At 68.7% G+C, this 16830-nt stretch carries 17 protein-coding genes and 4 tRNA genes; 6 read left to right on the top strand and 15 right to left on the bottom strand.

Features of this window, described 5'->3' with window-relative positions; all coding sequences use genetic code 11:
- From BLU09_RS28485 to BLU09_RS28440, 10 genes are all read right to left on the bottom strand, one after another.
- Positions 1-473, bottom strand: a 473-nt coding sequence (locus BLU09_RS28485) for a GTP-binding protein (protein ID WP_143043209.1), incomplete at its 3' end; no start/stop codon positions are given.
- 19 nt (positions 474-492) lie between these two features.
- Positions 493-568, bottom strand: a tRNA-Thr gene (locus tag BLU09_RS28480).
- A gap of 25 nt (positions 569-593) precedes the next feature.
- Positions 594-669: transfer RNA gene (locus BLU09_RS28475), tRNA-Gly, on the bottom strand.
- Positions 670-679: 10 nt separating this feature from the next.
- Positions 680-763: transfer RNA gene (locus tag BLU09_RS28470), tRNA-Tyr, on the bottom strand.
- 56 nt (positions 764-819) lie between these two features.
- A tRNA-Thr gene (locus BLU09_RS28465) sits at positions 820-892 on the bottom strand.
- 132 nt (positions 893-1024) lie between these two features.
- Positions 1025-1870, bottom strand: coding sequence for a 23S rRNA (guanosine(2251)-2'-O)-methyltransferase RlmB (gene rlmB / locus BLU09_RS28460; protein ID WP_090493003.1), 846 nt, complete (start codon positions 1868-1870; stop codon positions 1025-1027).
- A gap of 6 nt (positions 1871-1876) precedes the next feature.
- Positions 1877-2326, bottom strand: a complete 450-nt coding sequence (locus BLU09_RS28455; protein ID WP_026114215.1) for a hypothetical protein — start codon at positions 2324-2326, stop codon at positions 1877-1879.
- Positions 2327-2388: 62 nt separating this feature from the next.
- On the bottom strand, positions 2389-3390 hold the full coding sequence (locus BLU09_RS28450; RefSeq protein ID WP_090492992.1) for an ATP-grasp domain-containing protein: 1002 nt from the start codon (positions 3388-3390) through the stop codon (positions 2389-2391).
- 81 nt (positions 3391-3471) lie between these two features.
- Positions 3472-4725 (bottom strand): adventurous gliding motility lipoprotein CglB, encoded by a 1254-nt coding sequence (gene cglB, locus BLU09_RS28445; protein WP_090492990.1) that lies wholly within the window; start codon positions 4723-4725, stop codon positions 3472-3474.
- A gap of 219 nt (positions 4726-4944) precedes the next feature.
- The gene (locus BLU09_RS28440) at positions 4945-5337 is read right to left on the bottom strand and encodes a DsrE family protein (protein ID WP_090492988.1); all 393 of its coding nucleotides are present in this window, start codon (positions 5335-5337) and stop codon (positions 4945-4947) included.
- A gap of 209 nt (positions 5338-5546) precedes the next feature.
- On the opposite strand from BLU09_RS28440, the gene BLU09_RS28435 reads away from it, so the two are divergent.
- The 4 genes from BLU09_RS28435 (at position 5547) to hrpB (ending at position 10892) form a co-directional block, all read left to right on the top strand.
- Complete coding sequence (locus BLU09_RS28435; protein ID WP_244172080.1) at positions 5547-6080, top strand: HEAT repeat domain-containing protein; 534 nt, start codon at positions 5547-5549, stop codon at positions 6078-6080.
- Between the two features lie 53 nt (positions 6081-6133).
- The gene (locus tag BLU09_RS28430) at positions 6134-6838 is read left to right on the top strand and encodes an HAD family hydrolase (protein ID WP_011553112.1); all 705 of its coding nucleotides are present in this window, start codon (positions 6134-6136) and stop codon (positions 6836-6838) included.
- Positions 6839-6910: 72 nt separating this feature from the next.
- Positions 6911-8314 (top strand): hypothetical protein, encoded by a 1404-nt coding sequence (locus BLU09_RS28425; protein ID WP_244172079.1) that lies wholly within the window; start codon positions 6911-6913, stop codon positions 8312-8314.
- Between the two features lie 13 nt (positions 8315-8327).
- Positions 8328-10892, top strand: a complete 2565-nt coding sequence (gene hrpB, locus BLU09_RS28420; protein WP_090492982.1) for an ATP-dependent helicase HrpB — start codon at positions 8328-8330, stop codon at positions 10890-10892.
- Between the two features lie 7 nt (positions 10893-10899).
- Here hrpB and BLU09_RS28415 read toward each other — a convergent pair whose 3' ends face one another.
- Entirely contained in the window at positions 10900-11376 is a 477-nt protein-coding gene (locus BLU09_RS28415; protein ID WP_090492980.1) for a GNAT family N-acetyltransferase, read from the bottom strand.
- A gap of 148 nt (positions 11377-11524) precedes the next feature.
- Between BLU09_RS28415 and BLU09_RS28410 the strand changes: the two genes are divergently transcribed.
- Positions 11525-12574, top strand: a complete 1050-nt coding sequence (locus tag BLU09_RS28410; RefSeq protein WP_186817959.1) for a hypothetical protein — start codon at positions 11525-11527, stop codon at positions 12572-12574.
- A 131-nt stretch (positions 12575-12705) separates the two neighbouring features.
- Positions 12706-13494: a hypothetical protein gene (locus tag BLU09_RS28405; RefSeq protein WP_090492975.1), complete on the top strand. Its 789-nt coding sequence runs from the start codon at positions 12706-12708 to the stop codon at positions 13492-13494.
- A gap of 74 nt (positions 13495-13568) precedes the next feature.
- Here BLU09_RS28405 and fdxA read toward each other — a convergent pair whose 3' ends face one another.
- The 4 genes from fdxA to BLU09_RS28385 all read right to left on the bottom strand — a co-directional run bounded on the left by fdxA (position 13569) and on the right by BLU09_RS28385 (position 16809).
- Complete coding sequence (gene fdxA, locus BLU09_RS28400) at positions 13569-13904, bottom strand: ferredoxin FdxA (RefSeq protein ID WP_011553106.1); 336 nt, start codon at positions 13902-13904, stop codon at positions 13569-13571.
- Between the two features lie 111 nt (positions 13905-14015).
- On the bottom strand, positions 14016-15104 hold the full coding sequence (gene asd, locus BLU09_RS28395) for an aspartate-semialdehyde dehydrogenase (protein ID WP_090492973.1): 1089 nt from the start codon (positions 15102-15104) through the stop codon (positions 14016-14018).
- A gap of 81 nt (positions 15105-15185) precedes the next feature.
- A complete protein-coding gene (locus BLU09_RS28390; protein ID WP_090492971.1) occupies positions 15186-15539 on the bottom strand; it encodes a rhodanese-like domain-containing protein in 354 nt (117 codons plus the stop codon).
- A 118-nt stretch (positions 15540-15657) separates the two neighbouring features.
- Complete coding sequence (locus tag BLU09_RS28385; RefSeq protein WP_090492969.1) at positions 15658-16809, bottom strand: acyl-CoA dehydrogenase family protein; 1152 nt, start codon at positions 16807-16809, stop codon at positions 15658-15660.
- Positions 16810-16830 lie beyond the last annotated feature (21 nt).

Below are 16830 nucleotides of genomic sequence, written 5' to 3'. Positions count from 1 at the left end.
AGCAGGTCGCGGACTTCCATCTCCACGAGCTCGCGCAGCTCGGGGTCGTCCAGCATGTCCACCTTGTTCAGGAAGACCACGATGTACGGAACGCCGACCTGGCGCGCCAGCAGGATGTGCTCACGCGTCTGCGGCATCGGGCCGTCCGCCGCCGACACCACCAGGATGGCGCCGTCCATCTGCGCCGCGCCCGTGATCATGTTCTTCACGTAGTCGGCGTGGCCCGGACAGTCGACGTGGGCGTAGTGCCGGTTCGTCGTCTGGTACTCCACGTGCGAGGTGGAAATCGTGATGCCGCGCTCACGCTCCTCCGGCGCCTTGTCAATCAGGTCGTACGCCAGGAACGTGGCGCCGCCCGTCTTCGCCAGCACCTTGGTGATGGCGGCCGTCAGCGACGTCTTGCCGTGGTCCACGTGTCCGATCGTGCCGATGTTCACGTGGGGCTTGTTACGCTCGAACTTCTCCTTGGCCATGACACTCCTCAAAAATAAATGGAGCCCTGAACCAGGATTGAACTGGTGACCTCATCCTTACCAAGGATGCGCTCTGCCAACTGAGCTATCAGGGCTTGGCGATGCTGTGACTACAACATTTGGAGCGGGAAATGGGATTCGAACCCACGACATTCAGCTTGGAAGGCTGACGCTCTACCAACTGAGCTATTCCCGCAATTGCCGAGTGGAGGGAGATGGATTCGAACCATCGAAGGCGTAGAGCCGGCAGATTTACAGTCTGCTCCCTTTGGCCGCTTGGGTATCCCTCCAGATATTCACTTGTCCTACTACATCCCGGGCCCTCATCCGCGGCCCCGTCCAACCTGGCCGGCGGCGGGATTTGAACCCGCGACCTACTGATTACAAATCAGTTGCTCTACCAGCTGAGCTACACCGGCACTCATCCGGTACTGCGACTGCCGCCCTACCCCGCCCCAGCGGCTCCGTCAACCACCCGTCACCGCCCTGAGAGGGGCGCCCTTCTAGAATTCCCGTTCGCCCAAGTCAAGGAGATTGATCCCAAACTTCAGCTACCGGCCGGAGACGGTGCCCCGCTGGCGGGCGACCTCGTATAGCAGAATGCCGGCCGAAACGGATGCATTCAATGAACCGACCTGTCCCGCCATCGGAATCCGGAGGCGGAAGTCGCAGTGCTTGAGCACCCCGTCCCGGACGCCTGCCCCCTCCGCCCCCACGACGAGCGCCAACGGCCCATCGAGCCGGGCGCTCCACATGGGCTCCTTCGCGTCCACGTCAGCCGCGGCGACCCACAGGCCGGCTTCCTTCAGTTCCTCCAGGGCCCGGGAGATGTTCACCACCCGCGCGATGCGGCTGTGCTCCACGGCCCCGGCGGACGCCTTGGCCACGGTGCCCGTCACCTGCACCGCCCGGTCCTTGGCAATCACCACGCCGTGGGCCCCCAGCGCATCCGCGGAGCGGATGATGGCTCCCAGGTTGTGCGGGTCCTGGATTCCGTCCAGCACGACCACCAGGGGAGGCTGTCCCAGTGCCTTCGCGGCCTCCAGGAGGTCCTCCAGCTCCGCGTACTTGAAGCCGCGCAGCTCGACCACCACGCCCTGGTGAACGCCGCCCTCCGCCAGCGTGCCCAGGCGCTCGCGCGTCACCTTCTCCACGCGAATGCCGAACTCGCGAGCCCGGCTGAGCAGCTCTCCCGCCGCTCGAGCGCCGAGCTGCCCCTCCACCAGGAACAAGCGCTCCACCTCGTCCGGACGGGCCCGAAGGGCCGCCAGGACAGGGTTCACCCCGTAGACGAAACGGGAGGCTTCGCCGCCTCCGCGCTCGCCCCGGCTGGCGCGCAGGGGGGATTCTTCGCTCCCGCGCTCACCGCGGCCGCCCTTGGAAGAACGCTCACGCATGGACACTCAGAGGACCTCGACAGGAAGGGAGAAGGTCTTCTGCTGACGTGCGCAGATCTTCTCCGTGCAGATGAAGAAGACGAGCTTCGCGTCCACGGAGCCCTTGCCCGCGGCGGCCGTCGTGAAGGGGACCTCGAAGCGAGGGTCCGCGAAGGCTTGCCCCTCGGCCTTCTTCGCCACGGAGTCCGCCAGGACCAGCTTCTCCTTGGCTGGAGTCAACTGGCTCCCCTTCACCTCAAGCTTCAACGGCGCCTCGTCGGAGACATGGGCGCCCGCCTTCGTCTTGATGGCGAGGACGAAGGTCCCCTTCTCTCCCGCCTTGACCTGGGTCGAGGTCCCCTCGGTGGAGACCTCATACAGCGAGGCCGGATCCACATCCGCGGCCAGTACGGGCGCGGAGCAGGTCACTGCCGCCAGCAGGGCGGCGAGGGAGGAAAGGCGTTGGCGACGAAGCATGGGCGTCTCCTGGAAACGATGGGTGCGTATCACGCTTGAGACAGCGGGGGCCGTCTTTCTCTTCACGCGCCGCCTTCGCCGGTCCGAGCGCGGCGTCCCGTGCCCTTCCGGTCCACGGGGTGCTGGGCGGGCTCGGATGACGCAGGCAGGGCCGACGGAGGCGACAGGTCCGGCATGGACACGGGCGGCTCCCCCGCCACGAGCGCTTCCGCGCGGATGATGATGAGCGAGGCCAGGTCCACGCCCGTCACCGCCTCCATTTCAGGAAGCGCGGGGGAGCTGTTCACCTCGAAGACCTTGGGTTGGCCCTGCACGTCGAGCAGGTCCACCGCCGCCACTTCGAGCCCGATGAGCCGGGTGGCCTTCTCCGCGGTGGCTCGCTGGGCGGGTGACAGCTCGTGCGCCTCCAGCCGGGCCCCCTTGATGAGGGTGTGCGCCAGGCGCCCCGGGCGCGGGCGGCGACGAACCGCGGCCACTGCGTGCCCCCCCACAACGAGCACGCGGACATCGATGCCCGTGCTCTTCACGTACTCCTGCATCACGAGGTTGTGCCCTAGCCCCAGGACGGCCTCGAGCGCGGCCTCCAGCGACTGGAGGCTCTCGCACACCATGACGCCGTGCTTCTCCTGCCCTTGCAGCAGTTTGACGAGGACGGGCACGCCGCCCAGCAAGCCCACCATCTCCTTGAGGTGAGCCGCGTCGCGCGCCATCACTGTCGACGGAATGTCGATGCCGTGCGCCGAGAGCAATTGCAGCGAGCGCATCTTGTTGCGCGACTGCGCGATGGCCTGCGCGTGGTTGACGAGCGAGACCCGCGCCAGGCCGAACTGATTCACCACGGCCAGGCCATAGTTGCTGATGGACTGGGCGATGCGAGGGAGGACGACGTCCGTGGGCGCCAGCTTCTTGCGGCCGTAGTAGAGCGTGGCGCTGCGCCCATCGAGGTGCATCTGCACGCGGAGTGGGTTGAGGACCCGCACCCGGTGCCCTCTTGCGCGCGCCACCTCGACAAGTCGCCGAGTGGACGGGATGGAAGCGGAGCGCGAGAGGATCGTGGCTTTCATGAGCGGGGCGGCCGTTCCGGGGAGAGAGGGACCTATAATCCCCGCCCCTCGCCGGGTAAAGCCGCCCCGCGAACCGCTGGACTAACGCTGACGGATGGCCCGCACTTCAATCTTCACGGGCGCCTCCGGGGTGGAGGCCAGGATGCGCTCACAGGTCTGGCCCGTGAAGAGCACGCCCCGGTCATCCAGCGTCCACGTGCTGTCGCTTGAGGGGGTCCGCTCCCCTTCCACGTAGACGACGAGCAGCTTGGGGTCGGTCGGGCGCTGGGGGCCATCCAGCGGAATCAGGCAAGGCTCCTCCTGGACGACCGCCCGGCTGATGTCCTCCAGCGCGCGCGCAAGCTCACTCTGGTTCCCGGCCTGGAAGAAGGAGCGGTTGCACAGACCCGTGGTCGGATTGCACGTGTCACCCTCGCCGCACGGGCGCGCCGCGTCACACGTCCGCTCGAAGCCGCCCGCCCGAGCCATCGCCTCCAGCACCGCTGGGCCCTCGCCCGACGCGGTCTCAGCACCGAAGCCAATCACAATAGTCGAGATCTCCTTCTCCTTCAGCGCCTGCACCGCAGCGACGGAGGCATCGGAGTCCAAGCACCCACGCTTATCGTAAGCGCCGTAACAGCCGTTGTTATCGATGGTGCACTTACAGAGGTCGGGGTTGGCCCCAGTGTTGGCGTTATTCGCGTTGCAGTTCGGAAGACCGTCCGTCAGCAGGATGACGAAGTTTTCCCGGTCTGGATCCTGAAGCCCAGGCAGCCCGCCCACGAAACTCAGGCTGCCGCTCGTCGGCGTACCACCGAGCGGCCGCCCCTCACCGCTATTAGGGATGCCCTGAAGGAGGTCGTTGATTTCACTGGCATGCGCGAGAAGGGACGCATCGTCCTCCTGATCTGGCAGCCCCTTCAACAGCGCGCTCTGGGTTGCTTCACGGCACGCGTCGACAACCGCGGTTCCTCCGCGCGTCTCCGGGTAGGTCGTCAGCGCGAAGCGCACGAACTGCCCACTGGACTCAAGAAACTGCGGAACGGCTGCCTGCAACTCCGTCCAGCGCGTGGGGCAGACGTCGACATTACACGGCACCTCGCGGCCGCAAAGAGTCCGGGAACCTTGGTAGTCCACCATGCAGGCAGGATCCGAAGGGTTCACGGGATCCGTCATCGATGCAGAGGTATCCACCAACAGCATGATGTTGGGCTTGCTCCGACGGGCGTTGATGACCTCCTCCACCGTCGTCTGCGCGATGGCGAGCGGCTCCACCGGCTCGAAGTCGTACGTCTGACAGGCCAGGACGATGGCGCCGACGGAGAGTGCACTCAGGAGGGGCAGCTTGGAGCGCATAGGCAATGAATTCCTTCTGCTACTGGGGGACGCGGGACTTCCCGCGCGGCCGGGTTCTCCAAAGGGGGTACGGCGTGGCGACAGGTTATCGCGTCATTCCCCTCGGGCGCTACAGCATCGGCGGCCTGATTCCTCGCCGTTTGGATGCCACTGCGACGTTACAGCCAGAGCGATACCTGGGCGGCCAAAAGCGGCGTACGTAGGGCTCAAGCCCACCGACTACAGGGTGAGCACCCGTGCACCCGCGGTCAGTCGCCAAATCGAGGCCATCCCCATCACTTCATCCAGGGTGCCCTCGAGCGACTCCGGTTCGTAGCCGCAGATGCGGACTGTGGTGTCGCAGGCGATCAGCCTGGCGCCCAGCGTGCGCGCTTCCGCCAGCATGTCCGGCGGCGCCAACACCCCGAGTGACTCCGCGCGTGCGAACTCCTCGTGCTCGCGCGCACTCGACGGCTGGCCGTAGGCGCCCCCCACGAGCTGGCGCAGCGCATCGAAGGCGAAGACGAAGTACACCTCGTCGCCCATGGCGGCGGCGGTGATTCCCATGGTGGCGGCCTGGAAGGCCGGCTCGTACGTGGCGTGCTGTAGGAAGAAGAGGACCCGTCCGGCCATGTCGCGCCGACCATAACGGCCTTCGCATCCCGTCGCGGCACCAATGACGTATAAATTGGAGACGTCCCTCTTCTGTCCGGGAAGCCCTCATGGCGACCACCCTCCCCCCACGTCCTGGCGCCGTTTCCTCGTGGTCCCTCCGCCATCTCGCCTGGCGCCCCGTGGTGCTCGGAGGCTTCTTGCTCGCGGGATCCGGTGGACTGGCCCGTATGAGTGCTTCCGCCAGTTCGGAGCCAGCCCTCGTTACCAACGCGCCTTCGCCTGGCGCCGACGTCCATGCCCAGGTGGTCGCACTTCTCGATGCGACGACGCGGACTGGCACCCCACCAGATGATGCATGGAAGCGCCTGGGGCCGGGAGCGGCGCCTGTCCTGTCGGCGCTCGTCGTGGACAAGGGCACCCCTACCGCGCGGCGGACGCTCGCCGTGTCCTCCCTGGCGCTGGTGGATCCATCAGGCGGCGCGGCGACCATCCGCGACGTGCTCGAGGACGCCAAGGCCCCGGCCGAGGTACGTGCCAGCGCGGCGGACGCCCTGCGCCGGTGTCTTGGGCTGGACGCCATTCCCACGCTCATCACCCGGTTGAAGGATCCGGAGTCACAGGTCCGGGAAGCTGTGGCCGTGGCGCTCGGACGCCTGGGCGGGCAGCAGGCCCGGCAGGCGCTGGAGGACCGGCTCCCCATCGAGGAGCGCGCCCTCGTCCGCGAGGCACTCCAGCGTGGACTCACGCTCGTCGAGCCATGAGGGGACACGGTCCGCCTGACTCCGGGCTCGCGTCGGCCCGGGGCTTCCATTAGATGGGAGCCATGCGTCCCACCGTCCTCCTCTTCGATATCGATGGAACCCTGGTCACCACTGGCGGCGCGGGGCGCCGCTCCATGGAAGCCGCTTTCGAGAAGCTGCACGGGCGGCGGGACGCGTGCGACTCGTTCCCAATGTCCGGCATGACCGACCGGGCCATCGTCCGCAAGGCGATGCACATCATCGGCGTGGAGGACTCGGCCGCCGCCATCGACGCGGTCATCGACGCCTACGTCGCCCACCTCGCCGAAGAGGTCCACAAGGTGGATGACCAGCGATACCTCGTCTTCCCGGGCATGCGCGAGGCCGTGAAGGAGGCCCGGTCGCGGTCCGGGTTCGCCGTGGGACTGGGCACTGGCAACGTCCGTGAGGGCGCCCGCGTGAAGCTGGAACGCGTGAGCATCTACGACCAGTTCGACTTCGGCGGCTTCGGCTGCGACAACGAGGACCGCACCGAGCTGATTCGCTGCGGCGCCAAGGCCGGCGCCGCGAAGCTGGGCGTCCCCGTGGAGGAATGCCGGGTCGTCGTCATCGGCGATACGCCCAAGGACGTCCATGCGGCCCAGGGCGTCGGCGCCGAGTGCATCGGCGTGGGGACCGGAACCTTCTCCGTGCAGGCCCTCCTCGACGCAGGGGCTACGGTCGCCTTTCCTGACTTCTCGCATCCCCAGGCCCTGGAGATTCTGCTCGGCGGGCGCTGAGTCCCCTGCCCGTCCGCTCGGTGCTCGGCGCCGGGTGTGCTATCTCCCGCCGCCCTTCCGAGGAGCCGCCGCATGTCGTCCACGCTCGAATCGTACGAGCTCATCCGCTTCGCCGAAGCCTTCGAGGCACGCCTCGCCACGGCGGGGGAAATGCTCACCGGCCGGCCCGGCCTCGACGCCGAAAAGGGCTGGCTGACCACCGCGCTGGAGTTGGTGCGCACCGCACGCGCGCCCACCGAGGGCGTGCTCGACCGCGTGAAGGACCTCCCCGAACTGGAAGAGGCTCGCGAGGAGTATGCGTTCCACCAGCAGGGCCTGTGGGTGGACGTGCTGGAGAAGCTGCTCGCCGGCATCACCTTCACCGCAAGCAGCCGCGCGCCCGTCATCGAGGCCCTCTTCCCCCACCTGAAGTTCCCGCAACTGCGGCGCGCGCCCCGCGAGGCCGTCCTCGAGTACGCGGCGTCCTACGAGCGGCGCACGAAGAGCGCTTATGTGACGCGCATCTTCGCCCGGGATGACTTCGCGCTCGTGCGGCCCGTCATGGAGCAGGTGCTGACCGCCCATACCGCGTGGCGCTCCAGCCATGAGCCGTCGCCCCTGACGCTGGAACAGGAGAGCCTTCTCCGCGAGGAGCTGGTGTCGATGGGCCGGAAGCTCGAGCAGTCCCTTCGACAGGCGCGGCTGCTGGCCGAAGCCGCGCTCGTGCCCGCCCCCACCGTCTATGAGGCCGCCGGGCTGAACCTCAAGCCCAAGCGCCGCGCGGGACGGGGGCTGACGCTCTCCGACGACGCGCTGGCTGGCTTCGATGAGCCGACCGACTCCATGGAGCCCACCGAGGCGGAACTCGCCGAGGTCGCGGCACTGGATGCAGGGGGCGACATCGCAAGCCCTGCTTCCGTGGCACCTTCGACCGCTCGCGGCGACACGGCGGCGGAGGGTGGCGACTCGTCCGCCAGCGCAGCCGGCCCGGAGGGGCTCCAGGACTCGGGCGCAGAACGCTCGGACAACGGTGGCGACTTGGGCCCGCTCGGCGGCGCCGACCTGAAGGACGAGGGCTTGTCCTCCACGACCGAGACCGGCGTGGCCTCCGCGAGCGCTGCTTCTGAGTCGCACGATGGCGCTGTCGCCCAGCCGGAAGCTGCTGCCGAGGGCGCGGAACTCGCGGACAAGGCCGCCGTGGACAATGCGGCCCGGGCCGACGGGGGCGATGCGTCCCCTCATGCCACGGATGGAGCGGTGACGAACGACAGCCGGCCCGCGAATACCGACGAGGCCGCCGCGCAAGCCCGCAACGAGGCATCCTCTACCGCGCCACGCGGCGCGCGACGGGGTCGCAAGAAGACCGATGCAGCGGAGCCTGCCGCGACCGAGGCCACCGAACCTCCGGCCTCGGGTGAGGCACAGGCGCCTCGCATCCGGAAGAAGAAGGCTTCCTCTCAGTCCGCCCCACCGACTCCCGACGCGGACACGCCTTAAAGGACACCGGGCCATGGCGGACGTCGCGCTTCCCATCGATCCCCTGTTGCCGGACATCGTCTCCACGCTGCGTGGCGCGCGGTCGCTCGTCCTGGAAGCGCCTCCTGGCGCAGGAAAGACGACGCGCGTGCCTCGCGCGCTCCTGGAGGCCGGGCTCGGTCAGGGGAAGGAAATCATCGTCCTCCAGCCACGTCGGCTTCCCACGCGGCTCGCCGCCCAGCGCGTGTCCGAGGAGTTGGGCGAGCGCGTGGGCGAGTCCGTGGGCTACCAGGTCCGCTTCGAGGACGTGCGCAGCGCGAAGACGCGGCTGTCCTTCGTCACCGAAGGCGTCCTCGGCCGCCGGTTGCTCTCCGACCCGAAGCTTCGCGACGTGGGCATCGTCGTGCTCGACGAGTTCCACGAGCGGCACCTGTCCGCGGACATCTCCCTGGCCCTGCTTCGGCGCCTCCAGGAGACGGCGCGCCCCGACCTCAAGGTCGTCGTCATGTCCGCGACGCTGGAGGCGGAGCCCATCCGGGCGTACCTCGGCGGGTGCCCCTCGCTCCGCTCCGAGGGTCGGCGCTTCGACGTGAGCGTGGAGTACCTGCCCGCGCCCGATGACCGACACCTGGACCAACAGGTGCTCTCCGGCATCAAGCGGCTCTTCACCCAAGGCGTGGATGGCGACGTGCTCGTCTTCCTCCCCGGCGCCGGCGAAATCCGCCGCGCACGCGACGCATGCGCCGAGTTCGCCGAACGCCACGGCACCGACGTGCTCCCCCTCCACGGCGACCTGTCCCCTGCCGAGCAGGACCGCGCCGTGCGGCGCAGCTCGCGGCGGAAGATCATCCTCTCCACCAACGTCGCGGAGACGTCCGTCACCATCGACGGCGTGGCGGTGGTCATCGACTCCGGGCTCGCGCGCGTCGCCTCCCACTCCCCCTGGTCGGGCCTGCCCACCCTCAAGCTGTCCAAGGTCAGCCGCGCCTCCGCCATCCAGCGCGCCGGCCGCGCGGGCCGTACGCGCGCGGGCCACTGCCTGCGCCTCTACACGCAGCACGACTTCGACGGCCGCCCGGAGCAGGACGCCCCGGAGATTCGCCGCACGGACCTGGCCGAAACCGTCCTCTCCCTGCGCGCATCCGGCATCACCAACCTGGCCGCCTTCCCCTTCTTCGAGCCGCCCCCGGCTGCGTCCCTGGACGCCGCGGAGACGCTGCTCCGCCGACTGGGCGCGGTCGACCCCGCCGGCACCGTCACGGAGGTGGGCGAACGGCTCCTGCGCTTCCCCGTCCACCCCCGTCAGGCGCGCATCATCGTCGAGGGGGAGCGCCGAGGCGTGGGCGCCGAAGCCGCCGTGCTCGCCGCCCTCATGGGGGAACGCGACATCCGCCGCGAGGCCCGCGCCAACCTGGGCCAGGGAGGACGTCCGGCCGCCGTCGTCAGCGGGCCGTCCGACCTGCTGGAGCTGTTCGAGCGCTTCCGCGAAGCCGAGCGCGCGAACTTCGCGTCGGGCCGCATGCACTCCCTCTCCCTGGAGGCCGGCGCCGTGCAGTCCGTGGATCGGGTCCAGAAGCAGATGCGGCGCGCGGTGCGTGGACAGGGCACCCGGCCCCAGCGGCCCGAGGACGTGGAGCAAGCGCTGATGCTCAGCGTGCTCGCCGGCTACCCCGACCGCGTCGCCCGGCGGCGCCGGCCCCGTGCGCCCGAGCTGCTGATGTTCGGAGGAGGGACGGCCACGCTGTCAGACGTGAGCGTGGTCCAGGACGCCGACCTCATGGTGGCCGCCGACGCCGAAGAACGCCCTGGCAAGGGCGCCGTGGTACGGCTCGCCAGCGCCGTGGAGCCGGAATGGCTGCTCGACCTCTACCCGGACACGCTGGAGGAGGTGGACACCCTCCAGTGGAACGCCGAGGCCCGACGGGTGGAGCGGCTCACCCGCTTGGCCTACGGCAACCTCGTCCTGGAGGAGACCCGCACGCCCGCGCCCGCCTCGGAAGCCACCGCGCGCGTGCTCGTGGAAGCCGCGCTGGCCGCGGGGCCTGGCAAGTTCGCGGATCCGGAGGCCCTGGAGCAGTGGCGCACCCGCGTGGCCCTGCTGGGCGAGGCCTTCCCCGAGGCAAAGTTCCCCACCGTTGACGACACCTTCCTGCGCGATGCGCTGGCGTCGCTGTGCTCGGACGCGCGCAGCTTCAAGGACCTGGAAGGGGTGTCCCTGCTGGACGCGCTCTACGCACGTCTCACCTCCGAGCAGCAGCGGCTGCTGGCCACGCATGCGCCGGAACGGGTGACGCTGCCCGGAGGCCGCGGCGTCAAGGTCCACTACGAGCCGGGCAAGCCGCCCTGGGTCGAGTCGCGACTCCAGGACTTCTTCGGCATGGCGCAGGGGCCCAACGTCTGCGCGGGGCGCGTCCCGCTGGTGCTGCACCTGCTGGCGCCGAACATGCGCGCGGTCCAGGTGACGACCGACCTCGCGGGCTTCTGGGAGCGGCACTACCCCGCCATCCGCAAGGAGCTGTGCCGCAAGTACCCCCGGCACTCGTGGCCCGAGGATCCGCGGCATGCCCAGCCGCCTGCCCCCCGGCCACCGCGCCGTTGAGGCCACCTCAGAAGCGCTTGTGCATCTCCAGGTGCTCCATGCCGGCTTCCTCGAAGACGCCGCCGACCGGCAGGTAGCCGTGCTTCTTGTAGAACTCCAGCGCGTAGAGCTGGGCATGCAGCATGATGCCGTTGACGCCACGCCGACGCGCCTCTTCCTCGAGGGACGTCAGCAACATGGAGCCCACGCGCGCCTTGCGATGCGCCTGGAGGACGGCCATGCGGCCAATCTGACCCCACGTGCCTTCCTGGTTCGCCGGAGGCTGCGCCAGCATCACCAGGCGCCCCGTGCCGATGGCATGGCCGCCCTGGTTGGCGATGACGTGGTAGGCGTGCGCGTCCTCGGCGTCGCGCTCGATGCCTTCGGGAACCGCCTGTTCCTCGATGAACACCACCTCGCGGATGGCGAGCGCCTGCATGAGCTCCGCCTCACTCTGAATCTGAGTGATGGTGACGGGCGCGGAAGTATCCGTGGGAGAGGCCATGTCGCGGGCAAGGTACACAAAAGCCCGCGAGGTCAACAGGCGGAAAAAGCACCGTGGAACGCCGGGGTTGCGCCCTGTGGCACGCCCGCCTGCCGCCACGGGCGGGCCACACGGTGGGTCCGTGCGCCGTGGTAGGCTGCAAGGCGCCATGCGCTTCAACCGACTGCTCGCACTCGCCCTGGCCCTGTCGGCCATGCCCGCCACCGCCCAGCCAGAGCTGTTCTTCGGCAATGGTCAGGCCCCCGTCTTCCGTGAGGAGGACCTGGACAAGCGCTTCGCCCGGTCGAAGCTGAACCAGGGGCTCAAGCAGGGGACCCAGGATGCCGGCTGCGCCCAGGTGCTCGGGGCCATGCTGACGCTGATGGGTGAAACCGGTGTGCTGCTGCACAAGCGTGATGAGAACTTCATGCTGGACCCGGTGCTGGTCAACGCCCTCAACACCCAGCTCGTCAACCAGCGGTTTCCTGGCAACGCCTTCCTCGTCGCCATGGTGCGGCGCGTGCTCATCGACCGGAAACTGCCCCAGGAGTGGCTGGTGACGGCGCAAGCCCTGGCGCCCTATTACCCGGCCATCGACATAGGGCGGCTTCGCTTCCTCGCCAATGGCGTGCAGCCCCTGGACAGCTTCCTGGTCACCCTGCCCGCCCTGCGTGAGCGCTACGCCCAGGAAGTCCAACGTGCCACGTCCGTGGGCGCATCCACCGCCGAGGCCCTCTTCCGCGAGAACTACCTGGACCACGAGGTCGCCTTCGGCGCGCTGGAGCTGGTGGACGTCAAGCTCGAGAAGCCGAAGAAGAAGCGCCTGAAGAAGGACGAGGAGCCAGAGGCCCCCTACATGCTGGCCCGGCTCTTGTGGGTGGAGCCCGAGGCGCCGACGACGGAGCGCTTCGAGTTCAACTTCGGCAAGGCGCCCAAGCGCCCGCGCGTGGAGATCACCGCGAAGCTGCAGGACACGCAGTACACGGACCTCAACAAGCTGCTCAAGGGCTCCCGCGTCCTCGTGCGGGGCCGCTTCTGGGAGTACAAGAAGGGCCTGACGTCCATCGAGCTGCGCGACGCGCTGCTCTTCCCCGAGCGGGACTGGACGAAGACGCCCTCCCTGGCGGACCCGGCCGCCGTGGCCTCGTGCCCCCTGGCCGTCAACGACCTGACCGGACTTGCGCCCATGCAGCCCGGCGCCTTCGGCAAGCAACGCTGACGCGCATCCCACGCCTGGACCCCCGTCCACCCGGCGGTACCGCTTTCCGGGGGTCGGGCTGAGGCGCTTCAATATCCAAGGGCTGGCACGCCCCCTGCTCTGCTCCCCGCGCCCACCGCACGAGGGATGCCATGAAGGTCGACAGTCGCGAGCCCACCAGCGGCTCCGGACAGACGAAGTCATCCGCCGACGAAGAGCGCTTCAAGAAGGCGCTCGACGAAGCGGACGCACGCAGCACCCCACCCAGGCCCCAACGCTTGGGACTGAGCCCCCGAAGCGCCGCGCGCACGGGCCCCACGCCCACCCTGCTGGCCCGGGCCGCGGGGCCCGTGCTCACCGCCCAGCGCGGCGCTGTCTCCAGCCCCGAGAGCCTGGGACTCAAGCGGCAGGCGATGAATGTCGAAGTCCAGCGGCTGGGCACCGTCCGGAGTGAGTCCCAGGCCCTGGGCCAGGAGCGCACCGAACACCGGCTCCACGACCTCATCGCCCGCGAGCTGTCGAAGGACCTGCGCACCGCCCTTCCAGTCCAGCCCGAAGCACGGCCGGCTCCCGGGCCACCGCCTCCGGATGAAAAGAGGTCTCTTCAGGAGCCAAGTGGCTCGGAGAACGCCCCGGCGGTGACGGCGAGCGCGGGAGGCGCGAACGCTCCGGCCGAGGAGGTGAACCCCGCCGCACGCGCCGAGGCCGCGATGGCGCTCATCGAGCGCATCGAAGTGTTCGTGAAGTCCCAGCGGCCCGCGCTCAGCATGAGCCTGCGCGGGCACCTGGACGCCACGGTGGAGGTCGAACGCACGGGCCCGCGCGAAGTGTCGCTGCGCATCCAGGGCCGGCACCGCCCTGTGGCGGCCGAGGACCTGAGCCGGCTGCGCGACGCGCTGGAATCGCGCGGGTTGAAGCTGAGCTCCCTGCGCGCGGAGTAGTTCCCCCCCGCAACGGAGAAGGCCCTCTCGCCGTCGGGCGAAAGGGCCTTCCGGGACACGCGACGGTCCGTGGACTACGAGCCCGGCGCCGGATCCAGCAGGGAGCGCTTGCCGTCCTTCGACTTGAACTCCTCGGCCTCGGGCAGCGCGGACTTCTTCTCCGCGATGTTGGGCCACTTGGTGGACAGGTCGGCGTTCAGCGCCTTGTATTCCTTCCACTGCTCCGGGAGCTCCGTCTCCGGGAAGATGGCCTTGGTGGGGCACACCGGCTCGCAAGCGCCGCAGTCGATACACTCATCCGGGTGGATGACCAGGAAGTTGGCACCCTCGTAAAAGCAGTTGACTGGGCACACCTCGACACAGTCGGTGTACTTGCACTTGATGCAAGGGTCGGCAACGACGTAGGCCATTGAAAAGTCTCCTCTCGGTTGAAACCAGGCGCGTCCGTGGGCGCGCAGAGTAGTGGTTCGAGCTGACGATGGCACCCTGAATCTGTGCCACCCCTTCGCCGGTAGCGGGGCTCAGCCCACCAAGCCCTGGGCCAACAGCAGCTCGGCCACGAGGATGGCGCCTCGCGCGGCTCCCATCTTGGTGTTGTGCGACACCAGCACGTACTTGAAGCCGTTCTCCAGGACGCCATCCTCGCGGATGCGTCCGACGGTGGTGGCCATACCGCCATGGGTGTCCCGGTCCAAACGGGGCTGGGGTCGGAAGGGATCGTCCAGCACCTCAATCCAGCGCGGTGCGGCGGACGGCAGGTTCCGAGCCAGCTCGGCGCCCTTCCACTCCCGCAGGGCCTGGGTCACTTCGGCCACAGTCGCCTTCTTGTCCAATGAGACGAAGACGGACTCGGTGTGGCCCTCCATCACCGCCACGCGGGTGCAGGTGCAGGACACCCGAACGTCATGCGGCGTGAGGCCGTCCCCCGCTGGACGCAGCGCGCCGAGAATCTTCTTCGTCTCCACCTCGACCTTGTGCTCCTCCTTGGGAATATAGGGGATGACGTTGTCGAGGATGTCCATGCCGATGACGCCCGGCGAGCGGCCGGCGCCGGACATGGCCTGGAGGCTGGTCATCAGCACCGCCTTCACCCCGAAGCGCTCCACCAGCGGCGCCAGCGTCACCGCCAGGCCGGTGGTGGTGCAGTTGGGGATGGGGACGATGAAGCCCTTCCAGCCACGCCGGCGCTGCTGCTCCCGGATGAGGGGCGCGTGCGCGGCGTTGACGGGGGGAATCAGCAACGGGACGTCTTCTTCGTATCGGAACGCGCTGGCGGCGGAGAAGACCGGGATGTCCTTCGCCAACCGAGGCTCCAGCTCGCGCGCCACGTCCGCCTCCACGGCGGAGAAGACCAGGTCGTAGTCCTTGGCCTCGAGCGCGTCACCGGCCACCACCTTCATGCCGGCGAGTTCGGCGGGCAGCGGCTCCGGGACGAACCAGGCCGTCATGCCGCTCGCCGTTTTCAGCGCCTCCGCATACGTCTTGCCCGCCGAGCGAGGCGAGGCCGCGAGCCCCGTCAGCTCGATGGAGGGGTGATTCTTCAGGGCGGCGATGAATTGCTGTCCGGCGAGTCCAGTGGCACCGATGAGGGCCGCGCGAAGCCTGGCCATGGGGGCGTTTCTCCCGTCTCCAGAGGAGGATGTCGCCGCTCCATAACACCGTTTGACGACGCACCGCACCCACCCTGGTGCTCAGTGGGGCATCGCTGCGACGGGCGCCCGGGTGTGCCGCTCCGTGGGGAAGCCACCTGTGACCCATGCGAGCAGTCCGCCGTCGAGACAGACGGCCTCGCGGCCCTTCATCCGGAGCAGCCGGCAGACACGGCGCGTGTCCCTTCCGTCCGGCGAGCAGCCACACAAGACGATGAGTTCGTCATCCGGGAGCATGTGATGGTCGCGGGCGATTTCCGCGGACGTCATCCGCAAGGCGCCTGGGATGTGCAGGTCATAACGCTCCCAATCGGCAGCGTCGCGACAGTCGAGGACGAGCACTTCGTCATCCCCCAGACGCATGTAAAGCTCGGCACAGACGATGATGGGCTCCACGGTGACCTCCGCGGGGTCTCTTCGAGTAACCCGGAGCGCCCAGGGCCTCTTCCCACGCCGCTCCCCCGCCTGCCCTCCACGTGACAGGCGAGGCGCCGTGCCGCACCGCGCCCCCGCCCTACAGGCCGAGCTGCTTGGCGATGATTTCGTTCATCACCTCACTGGTGCCGCCGCCGATGGGCCCCAGCCGCGCGTCACGCCAGTGGCGCTGGATGTCGTACTCCATCATGTAGCCCGCGCCGCCATGGAGCTGGAGACACTCATCCGCCACGCGGCAGCACGTCTCGGTGGCCACCTTCTTCGCCATGGACGTCTGCGCCACCGCCCACTCGCCGGCCACGTGCAGGCGCAGCGCGTGGTAGGTGAGCTGACGCGCGGACTCGCGCGCGGTGAAGAGCTCCGCCAGCTTGTGGCGCACCACCTGGAACTGGTGGAGCGACTGGCCGAAGGCACGCCGTGACTTCACGTGCGCCAGCACCGTCTCCAGCATGTCCTCCATGGCGCCCACCGCGCCCAACGCGAGCGACAGACGCTCCCACTGGAAGTTGCCCATGATCTGCGCGAAGCCCTGCCCTTCCACGCCGAGCAGGTTCTCCGCGGGCACGCGGCAGTCCTCGAAGAACAGCTCCGCGGTGTCCGAGGCGCGCCAGCCGAGCTTGTCCAGCTTGCGCCCCACGGAGAAGCCCGGCGTGCCCTTCTCCACCACCACCATGGACAGGCCCTTGTGACCCGCGGACGGATCCGTCTTCACCGCCAGCACCACGAAGTCCGCGCGCACGCCGTTGGTGATGTACGTCTTGGAGCCATTGAGGACGTAGCTGTCGCCCTCACGCCGGGCGGTGGTGCGCAGCCCCGCCACGTCCGAGCCCGCGTCCGGTTCGGTGATGCCCAGCGCGCCAATCTTCTCGCCCCGGATGGCGGGGGCCAGCCAGCGGTGCTTCTGCGCGTCCGTGCCGAACTGATGGAGGGGTCCCGTGGAGATGGTGAACTGGGCCCCCAGCCCCGCGGACACACCGCCCGAGCCGCAGCGCCCCAGCTCCTCCAGCAACACCGCCTCATACAACTCCCCCGCCGCCGAGCCCCCGTACTCCACCGGATACTTCAGGCCGAGGAAGCCCAGCTCGCCAAAGCGGGTGAAGAGCTCCCGGGGGAACTCCTCCCGGTCCTCCCACTCCTTCACGAAGGGAAGAATCTCCTTCTCCACCACCGCACGTACGGTGCGACGAAACGCGTCATGCTCCTCCAGGTACAGCCCTTGGCCGTGAAGCATCTTTCGAGCACCTCGTCCTGT

The sequence above is a fragment of the Myxococcus virescens genome, assembly GCF_900101905.1.
In the GTDB taxonomy this organism is placed as follows: domain Bacteria; phylum Myxococcota; class Myxococcia; order Myxococcales; family Myxococcaceae; genus Myxococcus; species Myxococcus virescens.
The sequence above is the reverse complement of the archived record's forward strand: the minus strand, read 5'-3'. Positions and strand labels throughout refer to the sequence as shown.

Coding starts and splice junctions, on each gene's coding strand:
- BLU09_RS28455 (WP_026114215.1), bottom strand. CDS start 2,326: ATGCTTCGTCGCCAACGCCTTTCCTCCCTCGCCGCCCTGCTGGCGGCA.
- fdxA (WP_011553106.1), bottom strand. CDS start 13,904: ATGGCCTACGTCGTTGCCGACCCTTGCATCAAGTGCAAGTACACCGAC.
- BLU09_RS28405 (WP_090492975.1), top strand. CDS start 12,706: ATGAAGGTCGACAGTCGCGAGCCCACCAGCGGCTCCGGACAGACGAAG.
- BLU09_RS28450 (WP_090492992.1), bottom strand. CDS start 3,390: ATGAAAGCCACGATCCTCTCGCGCTCCGCTTCCATCCCGTCCACTCGG.
- BLU09_RS28435 (WP_244172080.1), top strand. CDS start 5,547: ATGAGTGCTTCCGCCAGTTCGGAGCCAGCCCTCGTTACCAACGCGCCT.
- BLU09_RS28385 (WP_090492969.1), bottom strand. CDS start 16,809: ATGCTTCACGGCCAAGGGCTGTACCTGGAGGAGCATGACGCGTTTCGT.
- cglB (WP_090492990.1), bottom strand. CDS start 4,725: ATGCGCTCCAAGCTGCCCCTCCTGAGTGCACTCTCCGTCGGCGCCATC.
- BLU09_RS28425 (WP_244172079.1), top strand. CDS start 6,911: ATGTCGTCCACGCTCGAATCGTACGAGCTCATCCGCTTCGCCGAAGCC.
- rlmB (WP_090493003.1), bottom strand. CDS start 1,870: ATGCGTGAGCGTTCTTCCAAGGGCGGCCGCGGTGAGCGCGGGAGCGAA.
- BLU09_RS28410 (WP_186817959.1), top strand. CDS start 11,525: ATGCGCTTCAACCGACTGCTCGCACTCGCCCTGGCCCTGTCGGCCATG.
- hrpB (WP_090492982.1), top strand. CDS start 8,328: ATGGCGGACGTCGCGCTTCCCATCGATCCCCTGTTGCCGGACATCGTC.
- asd (WP_090492973.1), bottom strand. CDS start 15,104: ATGGCCAGGCTTCGCGCGGCCCTCATCGGTGCCACTGGACTCGCCGGA.
- BLU09_RS28430 (WP_011553112.1), top strand. CDS start 6,134: ATGGGAGCCATGCGTCCCACCGTCCTCCTCTTCGATATCGATGGAACC.
- BLU09_RS28415 (WP_090492980.1), bottom strand. CDS start 11,376: ATGGCCTCTCCCACGGATACTTCCGCGCCCGTCACCATCACTCAGATT.
- BLU09_RS28440 (WP_090492988.1), bottom strand. CDS start 5,337: ATGGCCGGACGGGTCCTCTTCTTCCTACAGCACGCCACGTACGAGCCG.